Origin of the sequence: Streptomyces sp. NPDC002181 (assembly GCF_042890485.1) — a bacterium.
Classification (GTDB): Bacteria; Actinomycetota; Actinomycetes; order Streptomycetales; family Streptomycetaceae; genus Streptomyces.
Genome location: NZ_JBIASC010000013.1, coordinates 37,660 through 50,284 on the forward strand (window position 1 = coordinate 37,660; position 12,625 = coordinate 50,284).

Here is a 12,625-nt window from a genome sequence, read left to right on the forward strand (position 1 = left end):
TCACCCTGGTGGTGGCAGGGCGTCGAGCGACCGCAGGTGCGCGAGCACACCGTGGGCCTCGGCCATGACGCGGGCGACGAGCTCCGCACACGAAGGGAGATCGTCGATCACCCCCGCGACCTGGCCCGATGCCATGACGCCGAGGTCCGTACGGCCCTCGACCATGGACGCCTTGAGGAGCATGGGGGTGTTCGCGGCGAGCAGGACCTGGCTCCAGGACAGGTCCTTGCCGTGTTTCATCGCGAGCCCGTCGCGCACCATCTGGGGCCAGGACAGACCCGACAGCCCGCGGAACGCGGCCGCGTGCCGGACCGCCCGGGCCAGCGCCCGCGCACGGCCCGACCGCTCCAGGGAGGCGACGAGCTCGGTGCGGAGCATCCGGTGCGGGAGCCCGTCCACGGCCGTCGTGACGGTGACGTCCTTGACGCCGGCCTCCAGGTACCGGGCCTTCACCGCGTCGGGGACGGTGGAGTCCGAGGTCAGCAGGAAACGGGTGCCCATGGCGATGCCCGCGGCCCCGTACGACAGGGCGGCGACCAGCCCGCGCCCGTCGTGGAAGCCGCCCGCCGCCACCACCGGGATGTCCACGGCGTCGACCACCTGGGGCAGCAGGACGGTCGTGGCCACGTCCCCGGTGTGCCCGCCGCCCTCGCCGCCCTGCACGATCACCGCGTCGGCGCCCCAGGCCGCGACCTTCTCGGCGTGCCGGCGGGCCCCGATCGAGGGGATCACCACCACGCCCGCGTCCTTGAGCCGGGCGATCAGCTCCTTCGAGGGGGCGAGCGCGAACGAGGCCACCCGTACGCCCTCTTCGATGATCAGCCGGACCCGCTCCGCGGCGTCCCCCGCGTCCGCGCGAAGGTTCACCCCGAACGGGGCGTCCGTACGGGAGCGGACCTCGCGGACCGCCGCGCGCAGCTCGTCCACCGTCATCGTCGCCGAGGCCAGGATGCCGAGCGCACCCGCGTTGGCGGCGCCCGAGACCAGGCGCGGGCCGGCCACCCAGCCCATGCCGGTCTGCACGATCGGATGCTCGACCCCGACCAGTTTCGTGAATGCCGTCTTCAGGGGCATCGCCGTCGTCATCGCCTCAGGCCCGCACTTCCCGGTCGCGCAGCCCCTTCGGGTCGATCACCTCGCGGATCAGCCGCAGCTCCCCGGCGGTCGGCTCCCGGGTGTACGGGACCTCGCCGGGCACCGCCAGGGCGAACCCGGTGGCCTCCCGGACCTGTTCGACGGTGACGCCCGGGTGGAGGGAGGCCAGCCGCATCGAGCGGTCCGGGCCGGCGAAGTCGAAGACGCCGAGATCGCTGACCACCCGGGGGAGCCGGTGGAAGCGGGTCACCCCGGCCGCCTCCGCCCGGTCGTGGCCCACCCCGCTCACCATGTCGACCCGCTCGACGAACACCCGCGTCGAATGCCGCGGGATCCAGTAACTCACCGGATTGTTCAGCGTGTTGACGGGCGCACCGCGCACCCCGAGGAGCTGGCGCGAGGGCCGCGCCCAGTCGCCGATGCAGGAGATGTTCTGGTTGCCGAAGCGGTCGATCTGGCTGGCGCCCATCATCACGTGCCGACGCCCGCCGGTGACCATCGTGAGGTGGCGCCGGTAGGGGAGCCAGCCCTCCGTCTCCCCGTCCAGACCGACGAGCAGCGCCTCGCCGTCGGTCAGCAGGAGGTCGGGGGAGAAGGTCCGCTTCGCCAGCCGGGCCCCGAACGACGGGATCAGGCCCATCGGGCTGGCCAGCACCTCTCCGTTGCCGCGCCACGCCTCGGCGCATGCGATGACGCAGTACTCCGCCCGCGAGACGTCCGCCCGCGAGACGTCCGTACCCGTTGCGGACGTGCCCGCCGTTCCGGCCGTGTCCGCCGTACCCGATGCGCTCACCGCTGCTCCTCGTGCCAGGCCTGGACGGCCGACTGGTAGGCGTGCTCGCTGCCGCCGGAGAGGAAGCGGGCGGAGAACTCCGGCCAGGGGGTGGCCGCGTACAGCTTCTGGAAGGCCTCGTCGCGCCCGTAGTCGGGGGCGCAGGAGGTGAAGTGCGCGCCGTTCGGGGTCTCCACGACGCCCGTGACGGAGTGCCGGCTGACCAGCAGGGACTGCGGGGGGCCGGCCTTGGAGAGCTCCGCGGTCTCCACGAGCTGCTCGCAGGAGACGTACGCGGCGTCGGCGGCCTCGCAGAACAGGTCGTCGAAGTACGGGTCCGGGCCCAGGTACTGGGCGTTGCCGAGGCGGTCGGCGCGGTTGAGGTGGACGAGGGCGGCGTCCATCCGCAGGGCGGGGACGGCGACGAGCTCCTCGCCGTCGGCGTAGGGGGAGGTGACGGTCCGCAGCTCCGGGTTGACCCGCATGACGTCGGAGCCGAGGCCGGCGCGGACGGGGAGGAAGGGCAGCCGGTTCGCGGCGGCGTGCAGGCCCCACATGAACATGGCCTCGTCGTACTCGGTGAAGGCGAAGGCACCGCTCTCGCGGGCGGCCCGGAAGTGCGGCTCCAGCGGGATCGAGTCGAGGGTGGCGAAGGGGGCGACGAGGCGGCGGATCCGGCCGGCGGCCGCGAGCACGCCGACGTCGGGGCCGCCGTACGAGACCACCGTGAGATCGGTGATCCCCGAGCGGAGCAGTGCCCGCACCAGGGCCATGGGCTTGCGCCGCGAGCCCCAGCCGCCGATGCCCAGCGTCATTCCGCTGCGCAGCTGCCCGGCCACCTCGTCGGGGGTCATCGTCTTGTCGGTCATGAGCGCTCCTTCCCTGTGGTCCCTGCGGTCCCTGCGCTCCCCGCGGCCGCGGGCTCTCCGAAGGTGTCGCGGACCCGGTCGGCGACCCCGCTGAGGTTCGCCTCGAAGGTGAACCCCTGCTCGAAGCGGTAGCTGCGCCGCACGTCGACCGGGTCGATGCCGTTGATGGCCGCCTTGGCCAGCCGGATCAGGTAGCCGTCCTTGCGCGCGATCTCGGCGGCCAGCTCCAGGGCCGCGTCCCGCAGCTCCGCGCGCGGCACCACCTTCCACACCGAGCCGTGCGCGTGCAGTTCGGCGGCGCTCGCGGTGCGGGAGGTGTAGTAGAGGGCGCGCATCAGGTGCTGCGGGACGAGCCGGGACAGATGGGTGGCGGCGCCGAGCGCGCCCCGGTCGAGCTCGGGGAGTCCGAAGGACGCGTCCTCGCTGGCCACGATCGCGTCGGCGTTGCCGACGAGGCCGATGCCGCCGCCCAGGCAGAACCCGTGCACGGCCGCGACGACGGGCACCTCGCACTCGTACACGGCGGCGAAGGCCTCGTAACAGCCGCGGTTGGCCCCGATGAGCGCGTCGTGTCCGGTGTCGCGCTGCATCTCCTTGATGTCGACGCCGGCGTTGAAGCCGCGCCCCTCGGCGGCCAGTACGACGCACCGGGTCCCGGGGTCGCGGCCGGCGGCGCGCAGGGCGTCGGCGAGCTCGTACCAGCCCCGTACGGGAAGGGCGTTGACGGGAGGGAAGTCGACCGTGACAAGTGCGATGCCCTTGCCGGGGCTTGAGGTGGAGACACCCATGAGAGGATCAGCTACCTTTCCACCAAACATTTGTTAGGTGAGGAAGGTAGCAGCCTATGGAGCTCGACGGGAGGGTTGTCGTCGTCACCGGGGGAACCCGCGGCGTCGGCGCCGGCATCGCCCGGTCGTTCCTCGAAGCGGGCGCGGAGGTCGTCGTCTGCGCCCGCCGCCCGCCCCGGGAGCCGGTCGTCGCGGACGGCCGTACCGCCTCGTTCGCCGCACTGGACCTGCGCGATCCGGTCGCCGTCGAGGAGTTCTTCGGGTCCGTCGAGCGCCGGTACGAACGGCTCGACTGCCTGGTCAACAACGCGGGCGGGACCCCGTACCGGCTGCTGGGGGAGGGCGAGGCGGAGCGGCACGCACGGGTCGTCGAGCTGAACCTGCTCGCGCCGATGACGGCCTCGCTGGCCGCGTACCCGCGGCTGCGCGAGACCCGGGGATCGGTGGTGATGATCGGCAGCGTGAGCGGGACCCGGCCATCGCCCGGGACGGCCGCGTACGGGGCGGCGAAGGCGGGGCTGGAGAACCTGGCCCGGTCCATGGCCGTGGAGTGGGCGCCCGAGGTGCGGGTGAACTCGCTGGTCCTGGGGATGGTGCGGACCGAACTGGCCCACCTCCACTACGGGGACGAGGCGGGGATCGCGGCCGTCGGGGCGACCGTTCCGCTGGGCAGGCTGGCCGATCCCTCGGACGTCGGGGCGGCTGCGGTGTTTCTTGCCTCCGGCCGGGCGGGGTATGTGAGCGGGGCGAGCCTGCTCGTGCACGGAGGCGGGGAGCGCCCGGCGTTTCTGGATGCGGCAACGGTCAACAAGGAGAGCTGAGATGGGACTTGCCGAGGGTCGTGTGGTCATCGTGACGGGCGCCGGTCGGGGGCTGGGCCGGGCCCACGCGCTGGCGTTCGCGGCGGAGGGGGCCAAGGTCGTGGTCAACGACCTCGGGGTGGGCCTCGACGGGCAGCCGGGGGAGGACAGCCCGGCCGGGCAGGTGGTCGCGGAGATCCGGGCGCTGGGCGGCCAGGCGGTGGCCCACGGCAAGGACATCGCCTCCCCGGAGGGGGCGTCCTCCCTGGTCGGGGCGGCGCTGACGGCGTTCGGCCGGCTGGACACGCTGGTCAACAACGCCGGGTTCCTGCGGGACCGGATGCTGGTGAACCTGGAGGAGGCGGACTGGGACGCGGTGATGCGGGTGCACCTGAAGGGGCACTTCCTGCCGCTGAAGTACGCGGCGGCGCACTGGCGGGCGGAGGCCAAGGCGGGCCGGGCGGTGGCGGCGCGGGTGGTCAACACCTCCTCGGGGGCCGGGCTGCTGGGCTCGGTCGGGCAGGGCAACTACAGCGCGGCCAAGGCCGGGATCCTCGGCATGACGCTGGTCGCGGCGGCGGAGATGGCCCGCTACGGGGTCCAGGTCAACGCGATCGCCCCGGCGGCGCGGACCCGGATGACGGAGCAGACGTTCGCCGAGAGCATGGCGGAGCCGGGCGCGGGCGCCTTCGACGCGATGGCCCCGGAGAACGTGTCGCCGCTGGTGGTGTGGCTGGGCTCGGACGCCTCGGCGGGGGTCACGGGCAGGGTCTTCGAGGCGGAGGGCGGCCGGATCACGGTGATGGAGGGCTGGCGCCCGGGCCCGACGGCCGACCGCGGAGCCCGCTGGACGCCGACCGAGGCGGGCGAGGCGGCGACGAAACTCCTCGCGGAATCCGAACCCCCGCACCCGGTCTACGGGGCGGAGTAGCCGCTCGCGCGGGCGCGGCCGGCCCGGGCCCGCACGGTCCCGGTCACGGGAACGGCCCCGGCCCCCTGGCGGGGGGGTCGGGGCCGTTCCTTCACTCGTGCGATGGGATAGGACTACCCACGCCGGTCGCGCTTTGAACCGCTCTCAGCCCCACAACTTGTCCCTTCTCGGCCCGGCGGCCGGTCTTCCGGCCCGCGCCGCGCCCGTCCGGCGCCGGCCCGTGCCCGTCCGGCGCCCGCGCCGCGCCCGTCCGGCGCCCGCGCCGCGCCCGTCCGGCGCCCGCGCCGCGCCCGTCCGGCGCCCGCGCCGCGCCCGTCCGGCGCCCGTCCGGCGGCCGGCCCCCGCTCAGGTGTCGCAGTCCAGCACCGTGCGGCACAGCCCGCACCGGGCGCGCACCGGCCCGCGCACGGGAAGCCGCAGCCGCTGCCCGCACACCGGGCAAGGGAAGCTCACGCGCGCGCCCCCCGCCGGATCCCGTTCGAAGCGGTACGGGGCCCCCGGCGCGGCGGTGCCCGCCCGCCGGTCCCGGGCGTAACGCCGCCTCCCGGCCCGGTCCGCGGCCGCCAGGGGGGCCATGCGCAGCTCCCGCTCGGCGAGCGCGCGGCCGCGCACGTACGCCTCGTACGCCTGGGGGCTGGTGAACCGGGCCGACAGGTCCTCGCCGAGCAGCAGGTCGCGCCGGGCGAGGACGTAGCCGAACTCCTCGGGGGTGAGGTAGCCGAGCTTCTGGTGGGTGAGCTCGTCCTCGCGGTAGGCGTCGAGGAGCAGCCAGCCGGCCCCGAGGTAGGCGGCCGCGGTGTCGGTGAGGATCTCGTTGTCGGCGGTGGCGGGGAAGCGCAGGTCCAGCCGGTGCAGCAGGACGTGCGTGACCTCGTGGGCGAGGGCTGCGGCCAGATCGCGGCGGTGGGTGCGGAAGCGGTCGTTGACCTCGATGAAGTATTCGGGTCCCGCGGTCAGTTCGACGGTGGCCGCCTCTTCCATCGTCCGGAAGCAGACCACCATCCGGGCGTCGGGCAGCCGCAGCGCGCGCACGATCGCGGAGGCCACGCGGTGCGCTCCGAGGTGGAGGTCCTCGTCGGCGCCGAAGGCGGCGTCGGCGGGGGAGAAGCCGGTGTCGTAGGTGCGGATCCCCTCGTACGAGAGCCGTCGGAAGAGGGCGGTGATCGCGCCGCGGACGGTGTCGAGATGCGGAAATCCGTGCTCGACGGGACTGGCGCGCCGACCGTTTCGCGTCATGACGCCCCCGGGGCCGCACATTGTCCGAAAAGGCGTTCTTGATGTCCGGTCGGAAAGGGGTGTGACATGTACGTGTCATTCACCCGATGACGCGCACGGCCCAACCCCCCACGAAAGGCAGTGTGTTGACCTTGTCCACCCTTGCCGCACTCCTCAAGCGCACCCTCGCCGTCGGCGCCGTGGCGCTCGCCGCCGTCAGCCTCCAGCCCGGCGCGGCCAACGCCTCCCAGGCCCCCGTCGTCGGCGGCACCCGCGCCGCCCAGGGCGAGTTCCCCTTCATGGTCCGCCTCTCCATGGGCTGCGGCGGAGCCCTCTACACCCAGCAGATCGTCCTCACCGCGGCCCACTGCGTGAACGGCTCCGGCAACAACACCTCCATCACCGCCACCGCCGGAGTCGTCGACCTCAACAGCTCCAGCGCCATCAAGGTCAAGTCCACCAAGGTCCTCCAGGCCCCCGGCTACAACGGCAAGGGCAAGGACTGGGCCCTCATCAAGCTCGCCAAGCCGATCAACCTGCCCACCCTCAAGATCGCCGACACCAAGGCCTTCGACAACGGCACCTTCACCGTCGCCGGCTGGGGAGCCACCCGCGAGGGCGGCGGCCAGCAGCGGTACCTCATGAAGGCCACCGTGCCGTTCGTCTCCGACGCCAGCTGTCAGAGCGCGTACGGCAGCGACCTCGTCCCCGGCGACGAGATCTGCGCCGGTCTGCCCCAGGGCGGCGTCGACACCTGCCAGGGCGACTCCGGCGGCCCGATGTTCCGCCGCGACAACAACAACGCCTGGATCCAGGTCGGCATCGTCAGCTGGGGCGAGGGCTGCGCCCGGCCCAACTTCCCCGGCGTCTACTCCGAGGTCTCCACCTTCGCCACGGCCATCAAGAACGCGGCCGCGACCCTCTGAACCCCGGGCCTCGTCCTTCCGGCCGAGCCCACCCGGGCCGGAAGGACGAGGCCCCGGGCCCCGCACGTCCGTAAGGTCGGCCGCAGCGGCCCGCGGCCGCCGCCCCGCCGGCCCGGCCCCGCCCGGTTGCGGGCCGACGCACCCGCCGGTCCCATGGGAGGGCACAGGCAGCGGGCGACAGTGGGGCAGGCAGCGCATGGCGATCAAAGTGGTCATCGCCGACGACCAGGAGATGGTCAGGACCGGATTCCGGATGATCCTCGAGAGCCAGCCGGACATCGAGGTCGTCGCCGACGCCCCCGACGGCGAGGCCGCACTCGCGGCCGTCGCCGCACACCGGCCGGACGTCCTCCTCCTCGACATCCGCATGCCGAAGCTGGACGGGCTCGAAGTCACCCGGCGACTCGCCGACCGGGACGGTCCGCGCATCGTGATCGTCACCACCTTCGACCTCGACGAGTACGTCCACGCCGCGCTCCACGGAGGAGCATCGGGCTTCCTCCTGAAAGACGCCAGCCCCGCGATGCTGGTTGAGGCCGTCCGCGCGGCGGCCGTCGGCGACTCCCTCGTCTCGCCCGCCATCACCGTACGGCTGCTGCGCGAAATGGCCCCCCGGGCCTCCGCCGCCCAGGCCGCCCGCCGCCCCGCCGAGCCCCTGACCGAGCGCGAACAGGACGTCGTACGGTGCGTGGCCCGCGGCCGCACGAACGCCGAGATCGCGGGCGAACTGTTCGTCTCCCTGTCCACGGTCAAAACCCACCTGGCCAACGTCCAGACCAAACTCGACGCCCGCAACCGCGTGGAGATCGCCGCCTGGGCCTGGGAATCCGGCCTGGTCGCACCCCCGACGTGAGCCCGCTCGCCTCCTGGGCCCGGCGCCACCCCCACACCGCCGACGGGATCCGGCTCACCCTCTCCCTGGTCCTGCTCGCCCTCGTCACCTTCGAGGGCGTCGTCCTCGCCCGCCAGCCCAGCCTCCCGCACGCCGCCGTATGGGTCTCCGGCATCCTCGTCTGCCTCAGCGCCGCGCCCTGGCCCCGCATCCCCCTGCTCGCCCGCGCCTGGTTCGCCGCCGCCGTCACCTGGACCGTCACCCTCCTGCTGATCTTCGGCGACCACCCCCTGGTCGTCTGGGGCGGCGGCGAGGCCATCGCCCTCCTCGTGCTCCTCTCCCAGGTACTGCTGCGCGCCCCCGTCCGCACCGCCGCCGTCCTCGGCCCCCTCCTCGGCCTCGGCTGCATGGCCGTACCCGTCCGCGACACCGACCCCGGCCGGTTCACGCTCCTGTTCTCCGTCCTGACCGTCGTCGTCGGCGCGTACTCGCTCCTGCTGCGCGTGCAGTCCGGCCAGCGGTTGCGCGAGCTGGCCGCCGTACGAACGGCGGAGCGCCTGGAGCTGGCCCGAGAGCTCCACGACCTCGTGGCCCACCACGTCACCGGCATCGTGGTGGAGGCCCGCGCCGCCCGCTTCACGCAGGTCCCGGCCGAGCGGGCCGCCGAAATCTTCGGCCGCATCGAGACCGCCGGGGACGAGGCCCTCGGCTCCATGCGCCGCCTCGTCAAGATCCTCCGCGAGAACGAGGACCGCTCACCGGGCGGCGCCGGCCGCCCCGGCACCGCCCCCGTCGCCGGCCTCGCCGACATCCGCACGCTCACGGAGCGGTTCTCCGCCACCGGGCCGCCCGTCGCCCTGTACGTGGAGGAAGGGCTGGCGCAGCGGCTCCCCGGCGACGTCGCCGCCACCGCCCACCGCATCGTCCTCGAAGCCCTCACCAACACGGCCAAACACGCCGCGACCGCCACCGCCGTCCGCGTCGGCCTGCGCACCGTCCCCGCCGGCCTGGAGATCCGCATCGCCGACGACGGGGGCCGCCCGGCCCGCCTCTCCGAAACCGCCCGCGGCGGCGGCTACGGCCTCGTCGGCATGGCCGAACGCGCCGAGGCCCTGGGCGGCTCCCTCACCGCCGGCCCCGCCCCGGAAGGAGGATGGCTGGTCACGGCCGTCCTCCCGCTGTAGCCCGCGCCCCCTCCCTCCGGCAGTCAAGACAGGCGTCTCACGGACCGACCGCCCGAGGTACCGGCGGCCGACGCCACGTATTCTCGGGATCATGAACATCAGCGACCTCGACAACGGCACCGGCACGGGAGCGGCCGACGACGCGGCGAAGGGAGCCGCAGGCATCGACGAGTCCGTCGCCGCCGAGCTGGCCCGGCTGCGCGACAGCATCGACAACATCGACGCGGCCGTGGTCCACATGCTCGCCGAGCGCTTCAAGTGCACCCAGCAGGTCGGCCACCTCAAGGCCAATCACCAGCTGCCCCCGGCCGACCCGACCCGCGAGGCCAACCAGATCGCACGGCTGCGCCAGCTCGCAGAGAGCGCCAAACTCGACCCCGCGTTCGCCGAGAAGCTCCTCAACTTCATCATCGCCGAGGTCATCCGCCACCACGAGACGATCGCCGCCGGCGAGGAGTAAGGGGAGCTCCGCCGATCGGGCCGGGCCCGCGGCGGCCGATCCGGCCCGATCGAGACGGCACCTCCCGGGCCGAGAGCGGACGGGGAGGCTGCGACCGGGGCCCGCCCGTCGGGCAGCATGGCCCCATGCCCGCACTGACGCGCAACGAAGCGCAGCTCCGAGCCCAGCTCATCGACGTCCAGCACTACGCCGTCACCCTCGACCTCACCGGCGGCGAAGACACCTTCGAGTCCACGACCGTCATCCGGTTCACCGCCCGCACCGCCCCGGACACCCCCGCGGGCACCTCCGTGGACACCTTCGTGGAGCTGAAACCGGACGAACTGCACTCCGCCGAACTCGACGGCAGCCCCCTCGATCCCGCCGACCTCGCCGACAACCGCCTCGCCCTCACCGGCCTCGGCGAAGGCCCCCACGAGCTGCGCCTGGCCACCCGCATGCGCTACTCCCGCACCGGCGAGGGCCTGCACCGCTTCACCGACCCCGCGGACGGTGAGACGTACGTCTACACGCAGATGTTCATGGACGACATCCAGCGCGTCTTCCCGGCCTTCGACCAGCCCGACCTCAAGGCCGTCTTCGAGTTCACCGTCACCGCCCCCGCCCACTGGACCGTCCTCGCCAACGGCATCACCGAACGCACCGGCGACCGCGACACGGACGGCGCCGGCATCTGGAAGTCCGCCCCCACCCCCGTCATCTCCACCTACCTCGCCGCCGTCGCCGCCGGCCCCTGGCACAGCATCCGCACCGAACACGCCGGACTGCCCTTCGGCATCCACTGCCGCCGCTCGCTGGCCCCCCACCTCGACGCCGACGCCGACGAAATCCTCTCCATCACCACCGACTGCTACGACCGCTACCACCAGAAGTTCTCCGAGCCCTACCCCTTCGACTCCTACGACCAGGCCTTCGTCCCCGAGTTCAACGCCGGCGCCATGGAGAACCCGGGCCTGGTCACCTTCCGCGACGAGTTCGTCTTCCGCTCCGCCGTCACCGACACCGAACGCCAGACCCGCGCCATGGTCATCGCCCACGAAATGGCCCACATGTGGTTCGGCGACCTCGTCACCCTCCGCTGGTGGGACGACATCTGGCTGAACGAGTCCTTCGCCGAGTACATGGGCTACCAGACCCTCACCGAAGCCACCCGCTTCACCGGCACCTGGACCGAATTCGGCGTCACCCGCAAATCCTGGGGCTACGACGCCGACCAGCGCCCCACCACCCACCCCGTCGCCCCCGACCCCGACGCCGTGCCCGACACTGCCAGCGCCCTCCTCAACTTCGACGGCATCTCCTACGCCAAGGGCGCCTCCGCCCTGCGCCAACTCGTCGCCTGGCTCGGCGAGAAGGACTTCCTCGCCGGCATCAACACCCACTTCAGCCGCCACAAGTTCGCCAACGCCTCCCTCGCCGACTTCGTCGACTCCCTCGCCGCCCACACCGACCGCGACGTCCACGCCTGGGCCGAGATCTGGCTGCGCACCACCGGCATCGACACCCTCAGCCCCCGCGTCGAGGAGAGCCACGGCGGCTGGACCCTCACCGTCGACCACCGGGGCACCCGCCCCCACCACATCGGCGTCGGCCTCTACGAGCGGGAACCCGACGCCACCCTGGAGCCCCGCGAACTCCTCACCGTCGACGTCCCCTCCGACGAGATCCTCTCCTTCAGCGGCCCCCGCCCGGCCCTGCTCCTCCTCAACGACGGCGACTTCGGCTACGCCAAGGTCCGCCTCGACGAAACCTCCGTCGAGACCGCCCTGCGCCAACTGTCCGCCATCCCGGGCGCCCTCACCCGGGCCGTGGTCTGGAACTCCCTGCGCGACATGGTCCGCGACGGCGAACTCGAACCCGCCGCCTACCTGGCCACCGCCGAGGCGCACCTGCCCGAGGAAGCCGACCTGGCCATCGTCCAGGGCGTCCTCGCCTTCGCCCGCCTCCACATCGCCGACCGCTACCTCGCCCCCGAGGACCGCACCGAAGCCCTCGCCACCCTCACCTCCCTCGCCCGCGCCCTGCTGCGGCGCACCGAGGACGGATCCGACCCCGGGCTGCGGCTCTCCGCCGTACGCGCCCACATCGACGCCGCCACCCAGCCCGACACCCTCACCGCCTGGCTGGAGGACGACACCGTGCCCGGCGGCCCCGAACTCGACCCCGAGCTGCGCTGGCGCATCCTCGCCCGGCTGTCCGTCCTCGGAGCCGTGGGGGAGCGCGAGATCGACGCGGCGCTCGCCGCCGACCCCAGCGCCACCGGCCAGGAGGGCGCCGCCCGCTGCCGGGCCGCGCTCCCGACCGCAGAGGCCAAGGCCGCCGCCTGGGAGCGCCTCTTCCGCGACGACTCCCTCTCCAACTACCTCTTCAGCGCCACCGCCCAGGGCTTCTGGCAGCCCGAACAGGCCGAACTCGTAAGGGAGTACGTACCGCGCTTCTACACCGAGGCCATCGCCCTCGGAGCCCGCCGCGGCCCCGCGATCGCCGAAGCCGCCGGACGCTACGCCTTCCCCGGCCACGCCGTCGACGAGGACAACCTCGGGGCCGGGCAGGCCGCCCTCGACGACCCCGCCCTCGTCCCCGCCCTGCGCCGCAAGCTGGTCGACCAGCTCGACGACCTGGCCCGGGCCCTGCGCGTCCGCGACCGCGCCCGCGCCTGACGAGATCCCGCTCCACCCGGCCGCCGTCCCCGCCCCCACCGGCGGGGACGGCGGCCGGCCGCGTTCCCGGGAGCCGCCGACGGCCGCCGACGG

The 12,625-nt window shown here is 73.5% G+C and carries 12 protein-coding genes; 7 read left to right on the forward strand and 5 right to left on the reverse strand.

Features of this window, described 5'->3' with window-relative positions; genetic code table 11:
- The 4 genes from ACFYXV_RS27200 to ACFYXV_RS27215 form a co-directional block, all read right to left on the reverse strand.
- Entirely contained in the window at positions 1-1,074 is a 1,074-nt protein-coding gene (locus tag ACFYXV_RS27200) for an NAD(P)H-dependent flavin oxidoreductase (protein WP_389384266.1), read from the reverse strand.
- A gap of 16 nt (positions 1,075-1,090) precedes the next feature.
- The gene (locus ACFYXV_RS27205; RefSeq protein ID WP_385476916.1) at positions 1,091-1,786 is read right to left on the reverse strand and encodes a CoA-transferase subunit beta; all 696 of its coding nucleotides are present in this window, start codon (positions 1,784-1,786) and stop codon (positions 1,091-1,093) included.
- 98 nt (positions 1,787-1,884) lie between these two features.
- Positions 1,885-2,736, reverse strand: a complete 852-nt coding sequence (locus ACFYXV_RS27210) for a CoA transferase subunit A (protein WP_383501104.1) — start codon at positions 2,734-2,736, stop codon at positions 1,885-1,887.
- Positions 2,733-3,524 carry an enoyl-CoA hydratase family protein gene (locus tag ACFYXV_RS27215; RefSeq protein WP_389384267.1) on the reverse strand — a complete coding sequence of 264 codons (792 nt, stop codon included), beginning with the start codon at positions 3,522-3,524 and terminating at the stop codon, positions 2,733-2,735. The genes ACFYXV_RS27210 and ACFYXV_RS27215 overlap by 4 nt, the downstream gene beginning before the upstream one ends.
- Positions 3,525-3,580: 56 nt before the next feature.
- Between ACFYXV_RS27215 and ACFYXV_RS27220 the strand changes: the two genes are divergently transcribed.
- Positions 3,581-4,345 carry an SDR family oxidoreductase gene (locus ACFYXV_RS27220; RefSeq protein ID WP_383350713.1) on the forward strand — a complete coding sequence of 255 codons (765 nt, stop codon included), beginning with the start codon at positions 3,581-3,583 and terminating at the stop codon, positions 4,343-4,345.
- 1 nt (position 4,346) lies between these two features.
- Positions 4,347-5,255 (forward strand): SDR family oxidoreductase, encoded by a 909-nt coding sequence (locus ACFYXV_RS27225; protein WP_383350715.1) that lies wholly within the window; start codon positions 4,347-4,349, stop codon positions 5,253-5,255.
- A gap of 345 nt (positions 5,256-5,600) precedes the next feature.
- Here the strand turns inward: ACFYXV_RS27225 and ACFYXV_RS27230 are convergent, their stop codons facing one another.
- On the reverse strand, positions 5,601-6,491 hold the full coding sequence (locus ACFYXV_RS27230; protein WP_385476902.1) for a hypothetical protein: 891 nt from the start codon (positions 6,489-6,491) through the stop codon (positions 5,601-5,603).
- Positions 6,492-6,577: 86 nt separating this feature from the next.
- On the opposite strand from ACFYXV_RS27230, the gene ACFYXV_RS27235 reads away from it, so the two are divergent.
- The 5 genes from ACFYXV_RS27235 (at position 6,578) to pepN (ending at position 12,532) form a co-directional block, all read left to right on the forward strand.
- Complete coding sequence (locus tag ACFYXV_RS27235; protein WP_385476905.1) at positions 6,578-7,396, forward strand: serine protease; 819 nt, start codon at positions 6,578-6,580, stop codon at positions 7,394-7,396.
- Between the two features lie 196 nt (positions 7,397-7,592).
- Entirely contained in the window at positions 7,593-8,249 is a 657-nt protein-coding gene (locus ACFYXV_RS27240; protein WP_389384268.1) for a response regulator, read from the forward strand.
- Positions 8,246-9,412, forward strand: a complete 1,167-nt coding sequence (locus tag ACFYXV_RS27245; RefSeq protein WP_389384269.1) for a sensor histidine kinase — start codon at positions 8,246-8,248, stop codon at positions 9,410-9,412. Before ACFYXV_RS27240 ends, ACFYXV_RS27245 begins: the two co-directional genes overlap by 4 nt.
- Before the next feature lie 91 nt (positions 9,413-9,503).
- On the forward strand, positions 9,504-9,872 hold the full coding sequence (locus ACFYXV_RS27250) for a chorismate mutase (RefSeq protein ID WP_383350725.1): 369 nt from the start codon (positions 9,504-9,506) through the stop codon (positions 9,870-9,872).
- A 125-nt stretch (positions 9,873-9,997) separates the two neighbouring features.
- The gene (gene pepN, locus ACFYXV_RS27255; protein ID WP_389384270.1) at positions 9,998-12,532 is read left to right on the forward strand and encodes an aminopeptidase N; all 2,535 of its coding nucleotides are present in this window, start codon (positions 9,998-10,000) and stop codon (positions 12,530-12,532) included.
- The last annotated feature ends 93 nt before the right edge of the window (positions 12,533-12,625 follow it).